At 52.4% G+C, this 21616-nt stretch carries 22 protein-coding genes; 9 read left to right on the top strand and 13 right to left on the bottom strand.

Translation table 11 applies throughout. The features are described from left to right. Positions 1-44: 44 nt before the first annotated feature. Complete coding sequence (locus AB4H76_RS08695; RefSeq protein WP_001295429.1) at positions 45-506, top strand: YehR family lipoprotein; 462 nt, start codon at positions 45-47, stop codon at positions 504-506. Between the two features lie 39 nt (positions 507-545). On the opposite strand, the gene AB4H76_RS08690 is transcribed toward AB4H76_RS08695, so the two are convergent. From AB4H76_RS08690 to btsS, 3 genes are read right to left on the bottom strand one after another with little or no spacing between them, the layout of a single operon-like run. Then, a complete protein-coding gene (locus AB4H76_RS08690) occupies positions 546-1016 on the bottom strand; it encodes a DUF1456 family protein (RefSeq protein ID WP_000950409.1) in 471 nt (156 codons plus the stop codon). Positions 1017-1062: 46 nt separating this feature from the next. Continuing rightward, a complete protein-coding gene (btsR, locus tag AB4H76_RS08685; protein ID WP_000598641.1) occupies positions 1063-1782 on the bottom strand; it encodes a two-component system response regulator BtsR in 720 nt (239 codons plus the stop codon). Next, complete coding sequence (gene btsS / locus AB4H76_RS08680; protein WP_001295431.1) at positions 1779-3464, bottom strand: two-component regulatory system sensor histidine kinase BtsS; 1686 nt, start codon at positions 3462-3464, stop codon at positions 1779-1781. The genes btsR and btsS overlap by 4 nt, the downstream gene beginning before the upstream one ends. Before the next feature lie 221 nt (positions 3465-3685). Here btsS and mlrA point away from each other — a divergent pair, with 221 nt between their 5' ends. Next, positions 3686-4417: an HTH-type transcriptional regulator MlrA gene (mlrA, locus tag AB4H76_RS08675; RefSeq protein ID WP_001240401.1), complete on the top strand. Its 732-nt coding sequence runs from the start codon at positions 3686-3688 to the stop codon at positions 4415-4417. A 59-nt stretch (positions 4418-4476) separates the two neighbouring features. After that, a complete protein-coding gene (locus tag AB4H76_RS08670) occupies positions 4477-4584 on the top strand; it encodes a protein YohO (RefSeq protein WP_001216963.1) in 108 nt (35 codons plus the stop codon). Here AB4H76_RS08670 and yehW read toward each other — a convergent pair. The 5 genes from yehW to bglX all read right to left on the bottom strand — a co-directional run bounded on the left by yehW (position 4565) and on the right by bglX (position 10850). Further along, the gene (gene yehW / locus AB4H76_RS08665; protein WP_000783120.1) at positions 4565-5296 is read right to left on the bottom strand and encodes a glycine betaine ABC transporter permease YehW; all 732 of its coding nucleotides are present in this window, start codon (positions 5294-5296) and stop codon (positions 4565-4567) included. The two genes, AB4H76_RS08670 and yehW, sit on opposite strands and share 20 nt — an antisense overlap. A 4-nt stretch (positions 5297-5300) precedes the next feature. Next, the gene (yehX, locus tag AB4H76_RS08660) at positions 5301-6227 is read right to left on the bottom strand and encodes a glycine betaine ABC transporter ATP binding protein YehX (RefSeq protein ID WP_000569357.1); all 927 of its coding nucleotides are present in this window, start codon (positions 6225-6227) and stop codon (positions 5301-5303) included. Next, positions 6220-7377 carry a glycine betaine ABC transporter permease YehY gene (gene yehY / locus AB4H76_RS08655; protein WP_000220833.1) on the bottom strand — a complete coding sequence of 386 codons (1158 nt, stop codon included), beginning with the start codon at positions 7375-7377 and terminating at the stop codon, positions 6220-6222. The genes yehX and yehY overlap by 8 nt, the downstream gene beginning before the upstream one ends. Before the next feature lie 6 nt (positions 7378-7383). After that, positions 7384-8301 (bottom strand): glycine betaine ABC transporter substrate-binding protein OsmF, encoded by a 918-nt coding sequence (gene osmF / locus AB4H76_RS08650; RefSeq protein ID WP_001130308.1) that lies wholly within the window; start codon positions 8299-8301, stop codon positions 7384-7386. 251 nt (positions 8302-8552) lie between these two features. Next, complete coding sequence (bglX, locus tag AB4H76_RS08645) at positions 8553-10850, bottom strand: beta-glucosidase BglX (RefSeq protein WP_000871504.1); 2298 nt, start codon at positions 10848-10850, stop codon at positions 8553-8555. A 195-nt stretch (positions 10851-11045) separates the two neighbouring features. Here bglX and dld point away from each other — a divergent pair, with 195 nt between their 5' ends. Further along, a complete protein-coding gene (dld, locus tag AB4H76_RS08640; protein ID WP_000097392.1) occupies positions 11046-12761 on the top strand; it encodes a D-lactate dehydrogenase in 1716 nt (571 codons plus the stop codon). A gap of 37 nt (positions 12762-12798) precedes the next feature. On the opposite strand, the gene pbpG is transcribed toward dld, so the two are convergent. Both pbpG and AB4H76_RS08630 read right to left on the bottom strand, forming a co-directional pair. Next, a complete protein-coding gene (gene pbpG, locus AB4H76_RS08635) occupies positions 12799-13731 on the bottom strand; it encodes a D-alanyl-D-alanine endopeptidase (RefSeq protein ID WP_001295432.1) in 933 nt (310 codons plus the stop codon). Positions 13732-13904: 173 nt separating this feature from the next. Then, positions 13905-14492: a Yip1 family protein gene (locus tag AB4H76_RS08630; protein ID WP_001295454.1), complete on the bottom strand. Its 588-nt coding sequence runs from the start codon at positions 14490-14492 to the stop codon at positions 13905-13907. 169 nt (positions 14493-14661) lie between these two features. Between AB4H76_RS08630 and AB4H76_RS08625 the strand changes: the two genes are divergently transcribed. Then, complete coding sequence (locus AB4H76_RS08625; RefSeq protein WP_001300768.1) at positions 14662-15240, top strand: DedA family protein; 579 nt, start codon at positions 14662-14664, stop codon at positions 15238-15240. Between the two features lie 129 nt (positions 15241-15369). On the opposite strand, the gene AB4H76_RS08620 is transcribed toward AB4H76_RS08625, so the two are convergent. Together AB4H76_RS08620 and mdtQ are read right to left on the bottom strand one after the other, a co-directional pair. Further along, positions 15370-16131 carry an SDR family oxidoreductase gene (locus AB4H76_RS08620; RefSeq protein ID WP_000079564.1) on the bottom strand — a complete coding sequence of 254 codons (762 nt, stop codon included), beginning with the start codon at positions 16129-16131 and terminating at the stop codon, positions 15370-15372. A 52-nt stretch (positions 16132-16183) separates the two neighbouring features. Then, a complete protein-coding gene (gene mdtQ, locus AB4H76_RS08615; protein WP_001078139.1) occupies positions 16184-17620 on the bottom strand; it encodes a multidrug resistance outer membrane protein MdtQ in 1437 nt (478 codons plus the stop codon). Between the two features lie 223 nt (positions 17621-17843). Between mdtQ and yohP the strand changes: the two genes are divergently transcribed. Further along, a complete protein-coding gene (yohP, locus tag AB4H76_RS08610; RefSeq protein WP_000691708.1) occupies positions 17844-17927 on the top strand; it encodes a small membrane protein YohP in 84 nt (27 codons plus the stop codon). Positions 17928-18299: 372 nt separating this feature from the next. Here the strand turns inward: yohP and dusC are convergent, their stop codons facing one another. After that, a complete protein-coding gene (dusC, locus tag AB4H76_RS08605) occupies positions 18300-19247 on the bottom strand; it encodes a tRNA dihydrouridine(16) synthase DusC (protein WP_001264861.1) in 948 nt (315 codons plus the stop codon). Positions 19248-19485: 238 nt separating this feature from the next. Here dusC and AB4H76_RS08600 point away from each other — a divergent pair, with 238 nt between their 5' ends. From AB4H76_RS08600 to cdd, 3 genes are all read left to right on the top strand, one after another. Continuing rightward, positions 19486-19884, top strand: coding sequence for a CidA/LrgA family protein (locus AB4H76_RS08600; protein WP_001295452.1), 399 nt, complete (start codon positions 19486-19488; stop codon positions 19882-19884). Beyond that, entirely contained in the window at positions 19881-20576 is a 696-nt protein-coding gene (locus tag AB4H76_RS08595; protein ID WP_000968208.1) for a CidB/LrgB family autolysis modulator, read from the top strand. The genes AB4H76_RS08600 and AB4H76_RS08595 overlap by 4 nt, the downstream gene beginning before the upstream one ends. A 129-nt stretch (positions 20577-20705) precedes the next feature. Beyond that, positions 20706-21590, top strand: a complete 885-nt coding sequence (gene cdd / locus AB4H76_RS08590) for a cytidine deaminase (protein WP_000553555.1) — start codon at positions 20706-20708, stop codon at positions 21588-21590. The last annotated feature ends 26 nt before the right edge of the window (positions 21591-21616 follow it).

The raw sequence follows: 21616 nt of genomic DNA, 5'->3' as shown, positions 1-21616 counted from the left end.
GGTGAGAGTCACCAGTTCCTTGATTAAATAAAATGGAGTTTTACATGAAGGCTTTCAATAAGCTGTTTTCCCTCGTTGTTGCATCTGTTCTGGTTTTCTCTCTTGCTGGCTGCGGTGACAAAGAAGAATCGAAGAAATTCAGCGCCAATCTGAACGGCACTGAAATTGCCATTACCTATGTCTACAAAGGTGACAAGGTGCTTAAGCAATCTTCTGAAACCAAAATTCAATTTGCCTCCATTGGTGCAACCACCAAAGAAGATGCTGCCAAGACACTTGAGCCGTTAAGCGCCAAATACAAAAACATCGCGGGTGTTGAAGAAAAATTAACCTATACCGATACCTACGCGCAGGAAAACGTGACTATCGATATGGAAAAAGTGGATTTTAAAGCCCTGCAGGGTATTTCAGGAATCAACGTTTCTGCTGAAGATGCCAAAAAAGGTATCACTATGGCGCAAATGGAACTGGTGATGAAAGCCGCTGGTTTTAAAGAAGTGAAATAATCGGTTGGCGGTCATGCTCTAAACATGACCGCCAATTTTTTAGCCTTTTTTCACATGCTGGCGCGCTGCCAGTCCACGCAGAAAATAACGTAAAAATTGATCGCCGCATTCGCGGAAGTTTTTATGATCCGGTGCGCGCATCATCGCTGTAATTTCCGGCATCGAAACGCGGAACTGCTGTTCGGTGAGGATAGCCAGAATGTCATCGGTTTTCAGCGAAAACGCGATGCGTAATTTTTTCAGCACGATGTTGTTATTAATGCGACGTTCCGGCTCCAGTGCCGGAGCAGACTCATCCTTGCCGCGTTTTTCATAAATCAGGCCATTGAGGAATGACGACAAAACAATGTCCGGACAACGCTGAAAACCCTCTTCGTCTTCTTTACGTAGCCAGACGGCGATCTGTTCCGCGGTGGCTTCGACATTACCCAGCGCCAGAATACGCACCAGGTCATTATTATTGGCTTTCAAAATGTAGCGCACGCTGCGCAGAATATCGTTACTTAGCATGAGGCCTTCAGGTGTTGATGAGGCAAAAAGCCATTTTAGCAGTCTTTTACAGGCCAATCGCCTCTTTTAAGCTTTTCAGATAACGGCGGCTGACCGGCACGGTTAAGCCATTACGCAAAATCAACTCGGCCTGGCCGTTATCTTCCAGACGAATCTCCTGTAAATGCGCGAGGTTAACCAGATACTGACGATGGCAGCGCAGTAGTGGTGTACGACTTTCCAGGGTACGTAATGTCAATTCGGTAAAGCCCTCTTTCCCTTCGTGGCTGGTAACGTAGACACCGCTCATCCGACTGCTGACAAATGCCACATCTTTCATTTGCAGCAAATAAATCCGACTATGCCCCGTACAAGGGATAAATTTCAGCGCCTGTTGATTTTCCGGTAACAGCGAAACATCCTGCTTGCTGCGCTCCTGACGCAATCGCGCCAGCGTTTTCTCCAGTCGCGCTTCATCAATTGGCTTCAGCAGATAATCAAAGGCATGTTCTTCAAAGGCTTTAATTGCGTATTCGTCAAACGCAGTGAGAAAAACAATATACGGGCGATGTTCCGGGTCAAGCATCCCCACCATTTCCAGACCACTGATGCGCGGCATCTGGATATCGAGAAACAGCACATCCGGGCGCAGTTTATGCACCGCGCCGATCCCTTCCACGGCGTTTGAACACTCTCCAACGATTTCAATATCGCTCTGCTCCTGCAAAAATACACGCAGGTTCTCCCGTGCTAACGGTTCATCATCGACAATTAAGACTTTAATCATGCCTCGTCCCTCCATGGTAGTCGTAACGTTATTCGGGTGTAACTATCAGGCTCACAGGCGACGCTTATTCCATAGTCATCGCCAAACCGTTCACGTAAACGCTTATCCACCAGATTCATCCCCAGCCCACTGGCATTGGTTACCGGTTGATACAAACCGGCATTGTCTTCGATCTCCAGCATCAAATGTTGCCCCTCACGTCGGGCGCTGATTGCCACTCGCCCTGTATCCAGCAGTTGTGATGTCCCATGTTTAATGGCGTTTTCCACTATCGGTTGCAGGGTAAACGCGGGCAATTGCTGCTGGGATAATTCTTGCGGAATAGCAATGTTGACCTGCAACCGCGACTGGAAGCGCGCCTTTTCAATTTGCAGATAAGCATTCACATGTTCAATTTCGTCGGCGAGAGTAACAAACTCCGAAGGCCGCTTTAAGTTTTTGCGGAAAAAAGTGGAAAGATACTGCACCAGCTGGCTGGCCTGTTCGCTGTCGCGGCGGATCACCGCTTTAATGGTGTTAAGCGCATTAAACAAAAAATGGGGATTCACCTGGGCGTGAAGCAGTTTGATCTCTGACTGGGTGAGCATCGCTTTTTGCCGCTCATATTGCCCGGCAAGGATCTGCGCCGAAAGCAATTGCGCAATCCCCTCACCCAACGTGCGGTTGATTGAACTGAATAAACGGTTTTTGGCTTCATACAATTTGATGGTGCCCATCACCCGCTGATTTTCACCACGCAACGGAATTACCAGCGTCGACCCCAGTTTGCATTGCGGATGCAAAGAGCAACGGTAAGGTACTTCGTTGCCATCAGCGTAGACCACTTCACCGGTTTCAATCGCTTTTAAAGTATAAGTTGAAGAAATCGGTTTGCCGGGTAAATGGTGGTCGTCACCAATTCCGGTAAAGGCCAGCAATTTCTCTCGATCGGTAATCGCGACTGCACCAATATCCAGTTCCTGATACAGCACCTGAGCCACTTTCATGCTGTTCACTTCGTTAAACCCCTGGCGCAAAATGCCTTCCGTCGAGGCTGCCACTTTCAGCGCAGTGGCAGAAAAAGCCGAAGTGTATTTTTCAAACATCGCGCGTTTATCGAGCAATATACGCATAAACAGCGCCGCGCCGACGGTATTGGTGACCATCATTGGCGCAGCAATATTACTCACCAGACGCACCGCATCTTCATAAGGTCGGGCGATCGCAAGGATGATCAGCATTTGCACCATTTCAGCGACGAACGTGACGGCACCGGCGGTAATGGGGTTAAAGACTTTATCAGTGCGCCCGCGGCGGATCAGGATGCTGTGTACCAGGCCACCGAGTAATCCTTCAACGATGGTCGAGATCATGCAACTTAACGCGGTCATGCCCCCCATCGAATATCGATGTAAGCCGCCGGTCAGCCCAACCAGCCCACCGACGACCGGACCGCCGAGTAAGCCGCCCATTACCGCGCCTATCGCACGGGTATTGGCAATAGAATCGTCAATGTGCAACCCAAACCAGGTGCCCATGATGCAGAAGATGGAAAAGACGATGTAGCAGAGAAATTTATGCGGCAGACGAACCGTGACCTGCATTAACGGTATGAATAATGGCGTTTTACTCATTAACCATGCAATGACTAAAAAAACGCACATCTGCTGAAGCAGCAGCAACACCAGATTAAAATCGTACATACCCGCAAACCACACTTCCCTTTAAAACGCGTAACATACATTGCCTGCGTTTAACTTTCTTTGAACTCTTGCAGAAAAATGAGAATTCGTGAGTACGATCACTCAAAATCGCCTGGCAAAAATAAAATCACCCTATAGATGCACAAAAAACGGGCAAAACTACCTGGTTCGCAAAACTGCGTCTAAAGTTAAACCGGGACCTCGCGAGCAAGGGTGAGACGATGGCGCTTTACACAATTGGTGAAGTGGCGTTGCTTTGTGATATTAATCCTGTCACGTTACGCGCGTGGCAGAGGCGTTACGGATTGCTGAAACCGCAACGGACAGACGGCGGTCATCGGCTGTTCAACGATGCCGATATTGACCGGATCCGCGAGATCAAACGCTGGATCGACAACGGCGTGCAGGTCAGCAAAGTTAAAATGCTGCTCAGTAATGAAAATGTTGATGTGCAGAACGGCTGGCGCGATCAGCAAGAAACATTACTGACTTACCTGCAAAGCGGCAATCTACATAGCCTGCGAACGTGGATCAAAGAGCGCGGTCAGGATTACCCCGCCCAGACACTCACCACACATCTGTTTATTCCTCTGCGCCGACGGCTTCAGTGCCAACAACCGACTCTCCAGGCGCTGCTGGCGATCCTCGACGGCGTACTGATCAACTACATCGCCATTTGTCTGGCTTCGGCACGTAAAAAACAGGGTAAAGATGCGCTGGTGGTTGGCTGGAATATTCAGGATACCACCCGTCTGTGGCTGGAGGGCTGGATTGCCAGTCAACAAGGATGGCGCATTGATGTCCTCGCCCACTCGCTCAATCAACTACGCCCTGAACTATTCGAAGGCCGTACATTGCTGGTGTGGTGCGGTGAAAATCGAACCTCCGCCCAACAGCAGCAACTCACCAGTTGGCAAGAACAAGGCCATGATATTTTCCCACTCGGCATTTAATGATTCGTTAACAAATGCGCTTTACTGTACAATCCTTTCGTTAACATAAGGAGTGCATTATGCGCATAGCTAAAATTGGGGTCATCGCCCTGTTCCTGTTTATGGCGTTAGGCGGAATTGGTGGCGTCATGCTCGCAGGTTATACCTTTATTTTGCGTGCTGGCTAAGCGCCTGCACCAGCCTTTCAAACAGGCGGTCTGCGATGATCGCCGCCAGTGCCACCAGTAACGCCCCCTGGATCACATACGCGGTATTAAATCCGCTAAGCCCGATGATGATGGGCGTACCCAGCGTGCTGGCCCCTACCGTTGAGGCGATCGTCGCCGTACCAATGTTGATAATCACCGAAGTTCGCACGCCCGCCAGAATCACCGGAGCCGCCAGCGGTAGCTCGACCTTACGCAGTCGCTGACCACGACTCATTCCCATACCTTTCGCAACTTCTGTCACGCTGGCATCAATCGCTCCCAGCCCGGCAAGTGTCGCCTGCAGGACGGGCAGCACACCGTAAAGGATCAAGGCGATAATCGCTGGTTGCAGACCAAAGCCGATCACCGGAACGGCGATCGCCAGCACTGCGACGGGCGGAAAAGTCTGTCCAACGGCGGCAATAGTTTCCACCAGTGGGCGAAATTCCGCGCCCCACGGGCGAGTGACAGCAATTCCGGCACCAGTGCCAATGATCACCGCAAACAAACTCGAAATTCCCACCAGCCAGAAATGAGCCAGTGCCAGAGCTGCAAAACTTTCTTGCTGATAAACGGGTCGTGGCAGTTGTGGGAACAAGGCAGCAAACAGCGGCTGGCTGTAAGGCAGCCAGAAAATCAGCGCCACAAACAGAGCAATGAGCCAGAACAGCGGATCGCGCAACATCTTCATACGCTTACGCCTCCACCAGCAGATCCTGAAAATGCAGCGTGCCGCAAGGCTGGCCCTGCATGTTCACCACCGGCAGCACCTCGCATCCCCGCGCAACAAACAGAGAGAGCGCATCGCGTAGCGTCATCTCTTCTGCCAGTGCCTCACCATCTGCTCGTTCTTCGCGACGCACGTAATCCGCCACACTACGTAACGAAAGCAGGCGCACACCCAGTTCACTACGTCCAAAAAACTGGCGGACAAAATCATTCGCCGGACGAGTCAGCATCGTCAGCGGATTGCCCTGCTGCACTACTTCACCGTGATCCATCAATACCAGATGTTCTGCCAGCCGTAGCGCCTCATCAATATCATGAGTGACCAGCACAATGGTACGCCCCAGCAAACGGTGAATGCGCGTCATCTCTTGTTGCAACGCGCCGCGCGTTACCGGGTCCAGTGCGCCAAAAGGTTCATCCATTAGTAAGACTTGCGGATCGGCAGCCAGTGCACGCGCCACTCCCACACGTTGCTGCTGACCACCGGAAAGCTGATGCGGATAACGCTCACGCAAATTTGACTCCAGCCCCAGTAGCGCCATTAATTCGTCGATACGATCGTCAATCCGCGCCCGCGACCATTTTTGTAATTGCGGCACGGTAGCGATGTTTTGCGCCACGCTCCAGTGGGGGAACAGGCCAATAGATTGAATGGCATAGCCCATCCGGCGGCGCAACTCCAGTACTGGCAGCGAGCGAATTTCTTCTCCGGCAAAGCGGATCACTCCGCTGTCATGCTCCACCAGGCGGTTAATCATTTTCAGGGTGGTGGATTTGCCGGAGCCAGATGTGCCAATCAGCACCGAAAAACTCCCTTCCTGAAAATTGAGATTGAGATCGTTAACGGCTTTTTGTGCGCCGAACAGTTTGCTGACATGGCTAAATTCAATCATTACGTTTCACCTTCAGCAGTGCGATAAGCAAATCGAACAGCGCGTCGGTAAGCACCGCCAGAACAATTACCGGGATCACCCCCAGCAACACTAAATCAATGGCGCTGCTTAGCAGCCCCTGGAAAACCAGCGCACCAAAACCGCCTGCGCCGATTAACGCCGCAATCACCGCCATACCTACAGTTTGCACCATCACCACCCGCAGGCTGCGCAGAAATACCGGTAACGCCAGTGGTAACTGAACATGCAGGAATCGCCGCGCCCCGCTCATGCCCATCGCTCTGGCGCTCTCCAGCACATCGCGCGGGATCTGGTTCAAGCCGACTACCACGCCGCGCACCAGCGGCAGCAAGGCATAGAGCACCAGCGCAATCAGTGCGGGTGTCATTCCGGTTCCTGCTATGCCGAGCTTCCCCAGCCACGGAAAGGCCGTCACCAGCGCGGCAAGCGGCGCAATCAACAGGCCAAAGAGCGCCACCGAAGGCACGGTCTGAATGACATTGAGCAGAGAAAAAATTGCCCCCTGCCGAGCAGTGGAAAAGTAGCACCAGATGCCCAACGGCACACCAATCACTAACGCAGGCAGCACCGCACCAAACAGCAACGTCAGATGTTGTGCCAGCGCGTCGTCAAACACATCCTGACGGTTGGCGTATTCTTTCATTAGTGAGAGATCGTTAAGCGTGCCGGAGTACAGCAACCACAGCGGAATAATGGCAATCTGCATATGCAACAACCAGCGCCACAGCGGATGCGTGGAGATTCGGCGGATAGCATCGCTACAGGCCAGCAATGCCAGCGCCGCAGCCAGCCAGAAACCACTGCCGAGGCTGGTACGCGCCAGCGCACTGCCATTTTGCGCCAGTTGGGTCGCCGCCTTTCCAGCTCCCCACACCAGCAATACGAAGACGAATTGCGCCAGAATGAGTGCACAAATGCTGCCTTTTTTACCGGGAATAAAACAGGCCGTCAGCCAGGCGCAACCAACGCCCACCAGCATCCAGATCGTTTGCGGCCACAGCTGCCAGAGATGACGCCCCTCACCCGAAACTAAACGATTAGGCGCGTAACTGATAAACGGCAGCGCCGCTGCGATTGCCGTCAGCAACAGCAGCAGCGCCAGAACAGGATTAATACGGAAATAAGTCACGGGAAATTACTTCGTCCACCCTTTTTGTTTCAGGTAGTCGGCAGCCACTTTTTTGGCATCCAGTCCTTCCACAGCAATGCTGGCATTCAGTTGCTGCAATGTTTTTGCATCGAGGCTGGCGAAGACTGGCTGTAGCCACTGTGCCATTTGCGGATACTCCCTCAACACCGACTCACGCACCACTGGTGCAGGCGCGTAGATAGGTTGCACACCTTGCGGATCGCTTAAGGTTTGCAGCCCCAGCGCCGCTACCGGGCCGTCAGTGCCGTAAGCCATTGCAGCATTAACGCCAGAGGTTTGCTGGGCAGCGGCTTTGATCGTCACCGCCGTGTCGCCACCAGCCAGTGACAGCAACTGATCCTGACCGAGCTTAAAGCCATAGGCTTTTTCAAACGCGGGTAACGCATCGGCGCGTTCGATAAACTCTGCCGAGGCTGCCAGTTTGAAGGTGCCGCCCTCTTGCAGATAACGACTCAGGTCGGCAAGCGAAGTGAGTTTATTTTTCTCTGCCACATCCTGACGCACGGCGATAGTCCAGGTGTTATTTGCAGGCGCGGGCGTCAGCCAGATTAACTTGTTGTGCTCCGAATCGAGCTTTTTGACTTTCTCGTAACCTTGCTGCGCGTTTTTCCACGCTGCATCGTTTTCATCTTTAAAGAAGAAAGCGCCATTGCCGGTATATTCCGGATAGATATCCAGTTCACCGGAAGTAATCGCCCCGCGCACCACAGGAGTCGTTCCGAGTTGCACTTTATTCACCGTCGGTACGCCGTGGCTTTCCAGCACCTGCAAAATGATATTGCCGAGTAGCGCACCTTCGGTATCGATTTTTGAACCGACTTTAACGGGGGAAGCCGCCTGTAGCGGCAGGCTCACGGCTGCCAACATAACCAGTGAACCTGCCCAGAGCTTTAAGAGTGGCATGATGCTTTCCTCATTCTTTTACTGTTGTTTTCAGCGAATTAAGAGAAAAGCATAGTTGATAATGGCGGGGTTAGCTTGAGCGGAAGGATTCAGTTGCAGAATCAGATAAATACTTAAGAGGCATATTCGGTCCGGCGTTTCCTGCCGGATGCGGCGCGAGCGCCTTATCCGGCCTACAAAGGGCGAAAATTCAGCAAGTTAAGATATGAACATCAGGCAAAGGGCGCAAACGTCGCGCCCTTACAAAAGCATTACAGCAACTCAAACTCGCCTTTCTTAACGCGTGCGGAATCAGTGCCGATAAAGACATTGAACTTGCCAGGCTCGGCGTCATATTTCATCTGTTGATTCCAGAACTTCAGCGCCTCAATATCAATCGGGAAGCTGACGGTCTGAGTTTCGCCCGGCTTCAGGGTGATTTTCTCAAAGCCTTTCAGCTGTTTCACAGGGCGACTCATGGAAGCCGTCACATCCTGCAAGTACATCTGCACTACCGTGGCACCCTCGCGCTTACCGGTGTTCGTCACCTGCACGCTGGCCGTCACTTTGCCGTCACGCTTCATGGTCGGCGCAGAAAGTTTCACATCAGAGACGGTGAAAGTGGTATAGCTCAGACCATAGCCGAACGGATAAAGCGCCCCGTTAGCTTCATCAAAATAACGCGAAGTGTATTTGTTCGGCTTGTCGGCATTATACGGACGACCGGTGTTCAGATGGCTGTAGTACACCGGGATCTGCCCGACAGAACGCGGGAAGGACATCGGCAGCTTGCCGGACGGGTTGTAATCGCCAAACAACACATCGGCAATTGCATTACCGCCTTCAGTCCCCGCAAACCAGGTTTCCAGAATCGCATCAGCCTGCTGATCTTCTTTCACCAGCGCCAGCGGACGCCCGTTCATAAGCACCAGCACCAGCGGTTTACCGGTGGCTTTCAGCGCCGCAATCAAGTCACGTTGGCTTTGCGGAATAGTGATATCGGTCCGGCTGGAGGCTTCGTGCGCCATCCCCTGTGCTTCACCGACTACAGCCACCACCACATCAGATTGTTTCGCCGTCTGCACCGCTTCATCAATCATCTCTTGCGGCGAACGCGGATCGACTTTGACCGCTTCTTCATACTGATTCAGGAAATCGATAATGCCTTTGTCACTGGTAACGTTCGCCCCTTTGGCATACAGCACTTTACCGTTTTCACCGACGGCATTTTTAATCCCGGTCAGTACGGTCACGGATTGATCGGCAACACCGGCTGCGGACCAGCTGCCCATCACGTCACGTTTACTGTCCGCCAGTGGCCCAACCACCGCAATGGTGGCCGATTTTTTCAGCGGTAACGTTTCGAGACGGTTTTTCAGCAACACCAAGCTTTCGCGCGCCACTTCACGCGCTTCTTTACGGTGCAGGCGGCTTTCGGCATTGGTATCCACCGGGTCAGACTCTTTCGGCCCCAAATGGCTGTATGGGTCGTTAAACAACCCCATATCATATTTAACGTTCAGTACATGGCGGGCAGCATCGTCCAGCTCTGCCATCGTCACTTTGCCGGATTTAATCAACCCAGGCAGATACTTCGAGTAGTACTCGTCGCTCATGCTCATGTTGATTCCGGATTTCAGCGCCACGCGCACCGCATCTTCCGGGTCTGCCGCCGTGCCATGTTTAATCAGCTCTTTGATTGCACCGTGATCGGAAACGGTGATGCCTTTAAAGCCCCACTGGTCGCGCAGAACATCTTTCAGCAGCCAGGAATCGGAGGTGGCTGGCGTGCCGTTCAGCGAGTTCAGCGCCACCATCACCGCGCCGCTGCCTGCGTCCAGCCCCGCTTTGTACGGCGGCATATAATCATTAAACAGGCGCTGCGGACTCATATCGACGGTGTTGTACTCTTTACCGCCTTCTACCGCGCCGTATGCGGCAAAGTGTTTGACGCTGGTCATCACCGAGTAGCGATCTGCCGGGCTTTTACCCTGCATCGCTTCCACCATGGTTTTACCCATTGTTGAGGTGAGATACGTATCTTCGCCAAAACCTTCGGAAGCACGTCCCCAGCGCGGATCGCGCGAGACATCGACCATCGGTGCCCAGGTCATATTCAGGCCATCATCTGCCGCTTCATAAGCAGAGACACGTCCGACCGTTTTCACTGCATCGAGGTTAAAAGACGAGGCCAGACCGAGGCTAATCGGGAACACCGTGCGCTGACCGTGCAGCACGTCGTAAGCAAAGAAAAGAGGAATTTTCAGGCGGCTTAATTCCATCACCTGATCCTGCATGGCGCGGATATCCTGACGGGTTACGGTGTTGAAAATCGCCCCAACCTGACCGTCTTTGATCATCTCGCGGATCGCCTCTTTCGGGTTATCCGGGCCGACGCTGATTAAGCGCAGCTGACCAATTTTCTCATCAACTGTCATTTTCTTAAGCAGTTCGGTGACGAACGCATCCCGCGCTTCGGGCGTTAATGGATGGTTGCCGAATAAATCATCCGCCAGTGCTGGCTGCAGGGCCAGACTCACCGCGATTCCTACTGAACATAGCCATTTCATATGGATTTTTCTTCCTCTGTTGCCCGACGAGGCAGCGAAAATGGTGCAAAAACCGTAGTTTGCCATAAGCATGATGGAGAGAGAAAAAGAATGCTCAGTTTATTGTCTGAATTTTCAAAATATTCACTCGCTGAATTGTCATACAAGGCGCTATTCTAGTTTGTGATATTTTTTCGCCACCACAAGGAGTGGAAAATGTCTTCCATGACAACAACTGATAATAAAGCCTTTTTGAATGAACTTGCCCGTCTGGTCGGTCATTCACACCTGCTCACCGATCCCGCAAAAACGGCCCGCTATCGCAAGGGCTTCCGTTCTGGTCAGGGCGACGCGCTGGCTGTCGTTTTCCCTGGCTCACTACTGGAATTGTGGCGGGTGCTGAAAGCCTGCGTCACCGCCGACAAAATTATTCTGATGCAGGCTGCCAATACAGGCCTGACCGAAGGATCGACGCCAAACGGTAACGGCTATGATCGCGATATCGTGATCATCAGCACCCTGCGTCTCGACAAGCTGCACGTTCTTGGCAAGGGCGAACAGGTGCTGGCCTATCCGGGCACCACGCTCTATTCGCTGGAAAAAGCCCTCAAACCGCTGGGACGCGAACCGCACTCAGTGATTGGATCATCGTGTATAGGCGCATCGGTCATCGGCGGTATTTGTAACAACTCCGGCGGCTCGCTGGTGCAACGTGGCCCGGCGTATACCGAAATGTCGTTATTCGCGCGTATAAATGAAGACGGCAAACTGACGCTGGTGAACCATCTGGGGATTGATCTGGGCGAAACGCCGGAGCAGATCCTTAGCAAGCTGGATGATGATCGCATCAAAGATGACGATGTGCGTCACGATGGTCGTCACGCCCACGATTATGACTATGTCCACCGCGTTCGTGATATTGAAGCCGACACGCCCGCACGTTATAACGCCGATCCTGATCGGTTATTTGAATCTTCTGGTTGCGCCGGGAAGCTGGCGGTCTTTGCAGTACGTCTTGATACCTTCGAAGCGGAAAAAAATCAGCAGGTGTTTTATATCGGCACCAACCAGCCGGAAGTGCTGACCGAAATCCGCCGTCATATTCTGGCTAACTTCGAAAATCTGCCGGTTGCCGGGGAATATATGCACCGGGATATCTACGATATTGCGGAAAAATACGGCAAAGACACCTTCCTGATGATTGATAAGTTAGGCACCGACAAGATGCCGTTCTTCTTTAATCTCAAGGGACGCACCGATGCGATGCTGGAGAAAGTGAAATTCTTCCGTCCGCATTTTACTGACCGTGCGATGCAAAAATTCGGTCACCTGTTCCCCAGCCATTTACCGCCGCGCATGAAAAACTGGCGCGATAAATACGAGCATCATCTGCTGTTAAAAATGGCGGGCGATGGCGTGGGCGAAGCCAAATCGTGGCTGGTGGATTATTTCAAACAGGCCGAAGGCGATTTCTTTGTCTGTACGCCGGAGGAAGGCAGCAAAGCGTTTTTACACCGTTTCGCCGCTGCGGGCGCAGCAATTCGTTATCAGGCGGTGCATTCCGATGAAGTCGAAGACATTCTGGCGTTGGATATCGCTCTGCGGCGTAACGACACCGAGTGGTATGAGCATTTACCGCCGGAGATCGACAGCCAGCTGGTGCACAAGCTCTATTACGGCCATTTTATGTGCTATGTCTTCCATCAGGATTACATAGTGAAAAAAGGCGTGGATGTGCATGCGTTAAAAGAACAGATGCTGGAACTGCTACAGCAGCGCGGCGCGCAGTACCCTGCCGAGCATAACGTCGGTCATTTGTATAAAGCACCGGAGACGTTGCAGAAGTTCTATCGCGAGAACGATCCGACCAACAGCATGAATCCGGGGATCGGTAAAACCAGTAAACGGAAAAACTGGCAGGAAGTGGAGTAAAAATTACGGATGGCAGAGTATCGCCATCCGAATTCACTTAATCGTTCTGTGCCGTCTGCCCCGCCGCCGCCATTTGGGCGGCTTTTTGTTTTTTATAGCTCAACGCTGCTGCCGGCACAGGCATCACTTTACCGGTTTCAATCCAGGTACGCAGGCGGCTGGCATCGGCAAAATGGGTATATTTGCCAAACGCGTCCATCACTACCAGCGCCACCGGTTTATTATTGATAACCGTACGCATCACCAGACAATGGCCCGCCGCATTGGTAAAGCCGGTTTTGGTTAACTGAATATTCCAGTTATCGCGATACACCAGATGATTAGTATTGCGGAACGGCAGCGTATACGTCGGATTAGAGAAGGTTGCCATATCTTCCCGGGTAGTACTTAACTGCCCGATCAACGGATATTGTTTGCTGGCAATGAGCAGTTTGGTTAAGTCACGGGCAGTTGAAACGTTATGCACCGACAATCCGGTAGGTTCAACAAAGCGCGTGTTGTTCATTCCGAGCGATTTCGCTTTCGCATTCATTGCCTTAATAAAGGCTTTGTAACCACCGGGATAATGGTGCGCAAGGCTTGCCGCCGCGCGGTTTTCTGAAGACATCAGCGCCAGCAACAGCATATCTTTACGGCTGATTTCGCTATTCAGTCGTACGCGCGAATAGACCCCTTTCATCTCCGGCGTCTGGCTGATATCCACTTTTAGTTTTTCATCCAGCGGCAGTCGTGCATCCAGCACAACCATCGCGGTCATTAATTTGCTGATAGACGCAATCGGACGCACCAGATCCGGGTGGTTCGAATAGATCACTTTGTTGGTATTCAGATCAACAATCATCGCGCTACCGGAGGCAATTTCCGGTTGTGAAGCGGTGGTAGCGGCTGCCGTTTTCGCAACGGCCTGCGGTGCCAAAGGCACAGCCAGCATCAGGGCCAGGCTAAATAAAGAAACTCGAAATTTCGGCATGATGAGCATTCAGATAGTGGTTCACGCGCACGGGTTGCGCACCGCCGGAGTAAGGATTTACTGAGGCTAGCGACGCCATCATAACGAGCAAAAAGTGCGATCGTCAAAGGAGAATCGTGAGGAAATGCTGCATTGCTGACATTTACGCCAGCAATGCAACGTCAAAGAACTTTCTAGAACAAACGATAACCGTAGCCCCATAGTATAACGGTTAGGGCGAGCAGCACTTCCAGTACCAGCACGCCAATCGCCAGCGTCGAACTAGAGAAGCTAAGGCCTTCCTCTTTGTTGATATTCAGGAAGCTCGGAATACCAAGGTAAAGCAGGTAGCCGGTGTAAAACAGCGCCACCGTGCCGACCAGCGCACACAACCAGACCAGTGGATAAAGCGCCACCAGACCGCTTAAAAACAGCGGAGTTGCAACGTAGCCCGCGAAGACCATGCAGTGCGCAAGTGACGGACGCTGCGGATAATTACGCGCCATCCACCAGATGACCCGCCCCATTACCGCAACCCCAGCCAGCATAACGCCATAAAACAGGACAGCCAGCGCCAGTCCGGTAAACCAGGATAACTTCAGGATAGTGCCATCGCCAAAATTCCAGCCAATCTGTGTAGTGCCAATGAAGGCGCAAATCACCGGAATCGCCGCCATCAGCAAAACGTGGTGGGTGTAATGGTGAGAAATCGTTTCGTTTTCGCGATTAATCACCTGCATTTCACGATCGGGATGGGAAAACAGTCCCCAGACATGGCTCATACCGCCCCCTTGTTGTGAGTTCATGAACCTGACAGTTCAAGTATAAGTCAGCTTGTGATTATTTTTTGTTCGCTCATGTAATTTGCACCGTCTGATGTACGTCCTTTTTCAGCGTGAATGATTTCCAGGGTGTATGCTTAAAGGCAACCAAAGGGAGACAGACTGGCCTATGGATCTCAATACACTCATCTCACAATATGGTTATGCCGCGCTGGTGATCGGTAGCCTGGCGGAAGGTGAAACCGTGACTTTGCTGGGAGGCGTTGCGGCACATCAGGGGCTATTAAAGTTCCCGCTGGTGGTACTTTCTGTGGCGCTTGGCGGCATGATTGGCGACCAGGTGCTTTATCTGTGCGGGCGGCGGTTTGGCGGCAAGCTGTTACGCCGTTTCTCGAAACATCAGGATAAAATTGAGCGGGCGCAGAAACTTATCCAACGCCATCCGTATCTGTTTGTCATTGGTACGCGCTTTATGTATGGCTTTCGGGTGATTGGCCCGACGCTGATTGGTGCCAGCCAGCTGCCGCCGAAAATCTTTCTGCCGCTTAATATTCTCGGCGCATTTGCCTGGGCGTTGATTTTTACCACTATCGGTTACGCTGGTGGTCAGGTGATTGCGCCGTGGTTGCACACTCTCGACCAGCATTTGAAGCACTGGGTCTGGTTGATTCTGGTCGTGGTTCTGGTGGTAGGCGTGCGCTGGTGGCTGAAACGGCGCGGGAAGAAAAAGCCGGATCATCAGGCGTAAAACCATTGCCCTGGGTAAGGCGTTCGCGCCGCATCCGACATCCGGTGCACCATGCCTGATGCGACGCTTGTGCGTCTTATCATGCCTACCAAAATTTTACCCATTGAAATAACCACGCACCTCACTGCGCTATTCTGGGTTGAACTGCGGATTCGCCAACATAAAGCCGCCATCCACTATCAACGACTGCCCGGTGGTGTAATTTGCGCCCTCTGAGCACAGCCACGCTACCAGGCTGGCAATCTCATGCGTTGCGCCAAAACGCCGCAGAGGAATCGAAGGCTCCGCGTCGGGCTTCACGTCGCTGTCATCCATGCCATTCATTGGCGTGGCGATCGCCCCAGGCGCGACTGCGTTCACCAAAATCTTATGCCTGACCAGCTCCAGCGCCATCGCTTTGGTTAACCCACCGAGCGCATGTTTAGCGGCTGTGTAGGCGCTGGCATCCGGCAGCGGCGTATGTTCATGTACCGACGTAATGTTGATGATGCGACCGCCCTGCCCTTGTTTCACCATCTGGCGGGCCGCAATTTGTGAGCATAAAAATGCACCATCGACATCAACGGTAAAAATCTTGCGCCACTCATCGAAAGCCATATCAAGAAACGGCGCTTTGGTCATTGCGCCCGCATTATTCACCAGCACATCAATACGCCCCAGCCGTTGAATGAGTTTCTCCAGCGCCTGCGCACCTTCTGGCAGTTTACCGAGATCCAGCTGCACGATCTCCGCACGTACGCCGTGGCTAACTACCTCACGCGCGGTATCTTTTGCCCCTTCTTCATCTGAGTTCCAGGTAATACCAATATCAAACCCCTGCTGCGCCAGTAATAACGCGCACTCTTTGCCGATCCCCGAATCGGAGGCGGTAATAATCGCAACCTGTGCCATCGAGTTCTCCACTTAACGCTGAATAAACGTTAAGTATAGAAGGCGCATATCATCAGCGTTTGTAACCCCCGCCCAACGCACCAGTGAGTTGAATGGAGGCATCCAGCCACTGCCCTTGCAATAACAGGCCATTGGCCCGCTCACGCAGCGCGGGGATTCTGGCTTCGCTGACGCGGGAACCAGCAATGATGCCCGCGTTAAAGCGCGCCTGCGCAAGACCTACCACACGCAAGGCATCGCGCTCAATTTGCGCCTGATGCTGGTTTTTCTCCGCCAGTGTCTGAACCTGACTGGCTGCCCGCGCCACGTCATTCACCGCTTCAACCACCGCTTTGTTGTAGCTGGCGATAGACAAGTTGCTTTCGGCTTTTGCGATATCGAGATTGGCGTTAAGACGACCACTATCGAAAATGGGTAGCGTCAGGCCTGCCGTAACGCCCATTTGCTGCGCGGAATGACGGAACAGATCGCTTAAGTGCAACGCATCCTGTTGCAGGAAGGCCATCAGGTTGATGTCAGGATAAAATGCCGCTTTTGCCGCATCAATGGTGCTTAGCGATGACTCAACGTACCAGTGCGCCGCCTGCAAATCTGCCCGCCGGGCCAGTAAGGAGTACCCCAGTTCATCAGGAAGCTGGCTTGCCACTTTCGGCAACGCGACCGGTTTAAGCTTCAATGACTTTGTCTGGTTATTTGTAAGTGCGCTTAACCGTGCCTCAATAATTTTCATTTTCCCCGCGACATCGTTGAGCTGCTGCCGGGTTTTGCTGGCATTAATATCGGTTTCCACACCTTCAACTGAAGAAGTAATCCCGTTCTGATATAGCTGGCGATCGGTCGCGATAATGGTGTTCTGCTCTTTTTCTATTTGCTGCAAGACCGTGTTTAACGCCGCCTGGGTTTGCCACTCCCAGTACAGGCGGGCTACGCTGCCAGCCAGCAATTGGCGGGTTTGCTCGCGTTCCGCCGCCCGTGCTTTAACCGTACCCAGGCGGGCAGTAACCTCCGCCCGATTCTTTCCCCAGATATCGAGATGCCAGCCCGCCGTTAAGCCAAAAGTACCGTTGGTGTACCACGGGCCGGTCGTACCTGCGGCCGGATCGTTCAGAGCAAACGGCCCCATTAAGCCTTCTGCCGACATTTTTTGCCGCTCCATATCCGCCGAAAAGTCGATCTGCGGACCATCCTGAGTGGCAACTGCCTTCGCCTGGGCTTCAGCTAGCTGAATGCGCTGTTCAGCCACCTGCATATCCGGTGCGTTCTGTAGTGCATTGTTAATTAAGGAAGTGAGTTGATTATCGTGATACTCCAGCCACCATTGGCTGTCTGGCCAACCATTTTTCAGCGCCGTGGGTAATGCGGTGTCAACTTGTGCAGCGGGCGTTTGCTGGCTTAACGCCTGGCGGGTTTCATGCATAGGCGCACACCCGGCCAGCATCAGTAACAGCGGAAAACAGGCGATGGCTGGATAAAAGGAATCACGATTCATGGGGAAATAATCAGGTAAGAAAAGGTGCGCGGAGATTACCGTGTGTTGCGATATATTTTTTAGTTTCGCGTGGCAATACATCAGTGGCAATAAAACGACATATCCAGAAAAATATACACTAAGTGAATGATATCTTCCGATTTATCTTAATCGTTTATGGATAACGGCAAAGGGCTTCGTTTTTTCCTATACTTATTCAGCACTCACAAATAAAGGAACGCCAATGAAAATTATACTCTGGGCTGTATTGATTATTTTCCTGATTGGGCTACTGGTGGTGACTGGCGTATTTAAGATGATATTTTAAAATTAATTAATGTCATCAGGTCCGAAAATAACGAGAATATTTCAGTCTCTCATCCTGTTGCGCTCCTGTCATGTGCATTGCTTCATATAATCACTGGCGCAAGGAGCGCGCAGGGGGCGGCCAATCGCCGCCGCCCCCTGCACCCCCGGGCTCTGGCGAACAAAATCGCCGCTGCGCGGTGCCCTCGGCTTATCCCTTACGGCTACCGGGTCGGGCGCGAGGTAACATCCCTGTAAAACGCGCCCTCAGCCCACATCCATGTGGGCTGCCCCGGCCTTCAGGGAACGCCTCGGCAATTTTGACGCCACCAAACAACCGTGCGGCCTATTGATAAAGAGCTAACACATTGTCAAAAAACATCACTATGGTTTTTTAGAGTTTCTCGATATCAATTGCCTGAATAGCCCTTGCAATATCAGGGGAATTATTCAACACCCGAACATGCTGAAATAATTCCGTTGCTTCATCGTATTCTTTACGCAAATAACTCAACCACTGTTTAATCCGCGCAACGTGATATAACCCGGTATCGCCCTGCTTTTCCAGACGGGTATATTTTTGCAGCAAAGCAACCACCTCCGGCCACGGCATTCGCGGTTCGTTATATTTTACCACCCGGCTCAGGTTAGGAATATTGAGCGCCCCGCGACCAATCATCACTGCGTCGCAGCCGCTGATCGCCATGCATTGTTGCGCGCTCTGCCAGTCCCAGATTTCACCGTTGGCAATCACCGGAATATTCAGCCGCTGGCGAATATCGCCAATCGCCTGCCAGTCAATATGCTCCGCGCGGTAACCCTGCTCTTTCGTCCGCCCATGCACCACCAGCTCCGTAGCGCCAGCCTGTTGAACCGCATCGGCGATTTCAAATTTCTTCTCACCGCTGTCCCAGCCCAGACGCACTTTCACGCTGACGGGCAAATGCGCCGGTACAGCTTCACGCATCGCTTTTGCACCCTGGTAGATGAGTTCAGGATCTTTGAGTAACGTCGCCCCGCCGCCGCTACCGTTAACCGTTTTCGACGGGCAGCCGCAATTGAGATCCACGCCCCAGGAACCTAACTCCACCGCACGGGCGGCGTTCTCTGCCAGCCATTGTGGGAACTGACCTAACAACTGCACGCGCACCAGCGTACCAGATGGTGTCCGGCTGGCGTTTTGTAGCTCAGGGCAAATGCGATGAAAGACTTTTACCGGCAGCAGTTGATCCACCACGCGGACAAACTCGGTGATGCACAGATCGTAGTCGTTAACTTCGGTCAGCAATTCACGCACCAGAGAGTCAAGCACTCCCTCCATCGGTGCCAGTAACACACGCATATCATCACCCGCAAAAAAATGAGGCGCTATGTTAGCGCCTATGGTCAGCGGATTAAAGGTCTGCAAAGAGGGATTGCTGCAAACTGCAATCCCTCTCTATGCTTGATGTATGCCTGAGTTCGCTGCGCATTGCGTAATGCCGGGGAGCGAAAAAATAAGCGCTGATTTCTTAATGTGATCGGTAGCACGTTTTACGAATTAATTGTATGATGAATCCATCTCATCTGGGGTGTTGATTATGAGTAAGACACTGAACATTATCTGGCAATATTTACGCGCTTTCGTCCTGATTTATGCCTGCCTGTATGCAGGCATTTTCATTGCTTCCCTGCTACCGGTAACCATTCCGGGCAGCATCATCGGGATGCTGATCCTGTTTGTCCTGCTGGCCTTGCAAATTCTTCCGGCAAAATGGGTCAATCCGGGGTGCTACGTACTGATTCGCTATATGGCGCTATTGTTTGTGCCGATTGGCGTAGGCGTCATGCAATATTTTGATTTGCTCCGCGCACAGTTTGGCCCGGTAGTGGTTTCCTGTGCAGTCAGTACGCTGGTGGTTTTTCTGGTGGTGAGCTGGAGTTCGCAACTGGTACACGGTGAACGTAAAGTCGTAGGTCAGAAAGGATCAGAAGAATGATGGCGAATATCTGGTGGTCATTACCGCTGACATTGATTGTCTTTTTTGCCGCCCGCAAACTGGCGGCACGGTATAAGTTTCCCTTGCTTAACCCGTTGCTGGTAGCAATGGTGGTGATCATTCCTTTTTTAATGCTGACTGGCATCTCTTACGACAGCTACTTTAAAGGTAGCGAAGTGCTAAACGATCTGCTGCAACCGGCGGTCGTCGCGCTGGCCTATCCTTTATATGAGCAGCTACACCAGATCCGCGCGCGCTGGAAATCGATCATCACCATCTGTTTTATCGGCAGCGTGGTTGCGATGGTGACGGGGACTTCCGTGGCATTGTTGATGGGCGCTTCACCGGAAATCGCCGCGTCAATCCTGCCGAAATCAGTCACCACGCCTATTGCAATGGCGGTTGGCGGCAGTATTGGCGGTATTCCGGCAATCAGCGCAGTTTGCGTGATTTTCGTCGGCATCCTCGGCGCGGTATTTGGCCATACATTGCTTAATGCGATGCGTATTCGTACCAAAGCTGCGCGCGGTCTGGCAATGGGGACTGCCTCGCACGCCCTCGGTACGGCGCGCTGCGCCGAGCTGGATTATCAGGAAGGTGCATTTAGTTCGCTAGCGCTGGTGTTATGCGGGATAATTACTTCGCTGATCGCACCGTTCCTTTTCCCGATTATTCTGGCAGTAATGGGCTAAAATTTGCGATGCGTCGCGCATTTTTGATGTATGTTTCACGCGTTGCATAATTAATGAGATTCAGATCACATATAAAGCCACAACGGGTTCGTAAACTGTTATCCCATTACATGATTATGAGGCAACGCCATGCATCCACGTTTTCAAACCGCTTTTGCCCAACTTGCGGATAACTTGCAATCTGCACTGGAACCTATTCTGGCAGACAAGTACTTCCCCGCTTTGTTGACCGGGGAGCAAGTCTCATCGCTGAAGAGCGCAACGGGGCTGGACGAAGACGCGCTGGCATTCGCACTACTTCCGCTGGCGGCGGCCTGTGCGCGTACGCCATTGTCGAATTTTAATGTTGGCGCAATTGCGCGCGGTGTGAGCGGAACCTGGTATTTCGGTGCCAATATGGAATTTATTGGTGCGACAATGCAGCAAACCGTTCATGCCGAACAAAGCGCGATCAGCCACGCCTGGTTGAGTGGTGAAAAAGCGCTTGCAGCCATCACCGTTAACTACACGCCTTGTGGTCACTGCCGTCAGTTTATGAATGAACTGAACAGCGGTCTGGATCTGCGTATTCATCTGCCGGGCCGCGAGGCACACGCGCTGCGTGACTATCTGCCAGATGCCTTTGGGCCGAAAGATCTGGAGATTAAAACGCTGCTGATGGACGAACAGGATCACGGCTATGCGCTGACGGGTGATGCGCTTTCTCAGGCAGCGATTGCGGCGGCAAACCGTTCGCACATGCCTTACAGTAAGTCGCCAAGCGGTGTCGCGCTGGAATGTAAAGACGGTCGTATTTTCAGTGGCAGCTACGCTGAAAACGCCGCATTCAACCCGACTCTGCCACCGTTGCAGGGAGCGTTAATTCTGTTGAATCTCAAGGGTTATGATTACCCGGATATCCAGCGCGCGGTTCTGGCAGAAAAAGCCGATGCGCCGTTGATTCAGTGGGATGCCACCTCCGCAACGCTGAAAGCTCTCGGCTGTCACAGTATCGACCGAGTGCTTCTCGCTTAAGCCTGGTGCCGGATGCGGCGTGAACG

Origin of the sequence: Escherichia sp. UTM R2, from assembly GCF_048593455.1 — a bacterium.
GTDB classification, from domain to species: domain Bacteria; phylum Pseudomonadota; class Gammaproteobacteria; order Enterobacterales; family Enterobacteriaceae; genus Escherichia; species Escherichia coli.
The sequence above is the reverse complement of the archived record's forward strand: the minus strand, read 5'-3'. Positions and strand labels throughout refer to the sequence as shown.

What these genes read in the sequence shown, in the direction of transcription:
- AB4H76_RS08620 (WP_000079564.1), bottom strand. Translation starts at nt 16,131, where the DNA reads ATGGCACAGGTTGCGATTATTACCGCCTCCGATTCGGGGATCGGCAAA.
- AB4H76_RS08695 (WP_001295429.1), top strand. Translation starts at nt 45, where the DNA reads ATGAAGGCTTTCAATAAGCTGTTTTCCCTCGTTGTTGCATCTGTTCTG.
- AB4H76_RS08595 (WP_000968208.1), top strand. Translation starts at nt 19,881, where the DNA reads ATGATGGCGAATATCTGGTGGTCATTACCGCTGACATTGATTGTCTTT.
- AB4H76_RS08600 (WP_001295452.1), top strand. Translation starts at nt 19,486, where the DNA reads ATGAGTAAGACACTGAACATTATCTGGCAATATTTACGCGCTTTCGTC.
- pbpG (WP_001295432.1), bottom strand. Translation starts at nt 13,731, where the DNA reads ATGCCGAAATTTCGAGTTTCTTTATTTAGCCTGGCCCTGATGCTGGCT.
- btsR (WP_000598641.1), bottom strand. Translation starts at nt 1,782, where the DNA reads ATGATTAAAGTCTTAATTGTCGATGATGAACCGTTAGCACGGGAGAAC.
- osmF (WP_001130308.1), bottom strand. Translation starts at nt 8,301, where the DNA reads ATGCCACTCTTAAAGCTCTGGGCAGGTTCACTGGTTATGTTGGCAGCC.
- yohP (WP_000691708.1), top strand. Translation starts at nt 17,844, where the DNA reads ATGAAAATTATACTCTGGGCTGTATTGATTATTTTCCTGATTGGGCTA.
- btsS (WP_001295431.1), bottom strand. Translation starts at nt 3,464, where the DNA reads ATGTACGATTTTAATCTGGTGTTGCTGCTGCTTCAGCAGATGTGCGTT.
- AB4H76_RS08690 (WP_000950409.1), bottom strand. Translation starts at nt 1,016, where the DNA reads ATGCTAAGTAACGATATTCTGCGCAGCGTGCGCTACATTTTGAAAGCC.
- AB4H76_RS08630 (WP_001295454.1), bottom strand. Translation starts at nt 14,492, where the DNA reads ATGAGCCATGTCTGGGGACTGTTTTCCCATCCCGATCGTGAAATGCAG.
- bglX (WP_000871504.1), bottom strand. Translation starts at nt 10,850, where the DNA reads ATGAAATGGCTATGTTCAGTAGGAATCGCGGTGAGTCTGGCCCTGCAG.
- cdd (WP_000553555.1), top strand. Translation starts at nt 20,706, where the DNA reads ATGCATCCACGTTTTCAAACCGCTTTTGCCCAACTTGCGGATAACTTG.
- mdtQ (WP_001078139.1), bottom strand. Translation starts at nt 17,620, where the DNA reads ATGAATCGTGATTCCTTTTATCCAGCCATCGCCTGTTTTCCGCTGTTA.
- yehW (WP_000783120.1), bottom strand. Translation starts at nt 5,296, where the DNA reads ATGAAGATGTTGCGCGATCCGCTGTTCTGGCTCATTGCTCTGTTTGTG.
- yehX (WP_000569357.1), bottom strand. Translation starts at nt 6,227, where the DNA reads ATGATTGAATTTAGCCATGTCAGCAAACTGTTCGGCGCACAAAAAGCC.
- AB4H76_RS08670 (WP_001216963.1), top strand. Translation starts at nt 4,477, where the DNA reads ATGCGCATAGCTAAAATTGGGGTCATCGCCCTGTTCCTGTTTATGGCG.
- mlrA (WP_001240401.1), top strand. Translation starts at nt 3,686, where the DNA reads ATGGCGCTTTACACAATTGGTGAAGTGGCGTTGCTTTGTGATATTAAT.
- dusC (WP_001264861.1), bottom strand. Translation starts at nt 19,247, where the DNA reads ATGCGTGTGTTACTGGCACCGATGGAGGGAGTGCTTGACTCTCTGGTG.
- AB4H76_RS08625 (WP_001300768.1), top strand. Translation starts at nt 14,662, where the DNA reads ATGGATCTCAATACACTCATCTCACAATATGGTTATGCCGCGCTGGTG.
- dld (WP_000097392.1), top strand. Translation starts at nt 11,046, where the DNA reads ATGTCTTCCATGACAACAACTGATAATAAAGCCTTTTTGAATGAACTT.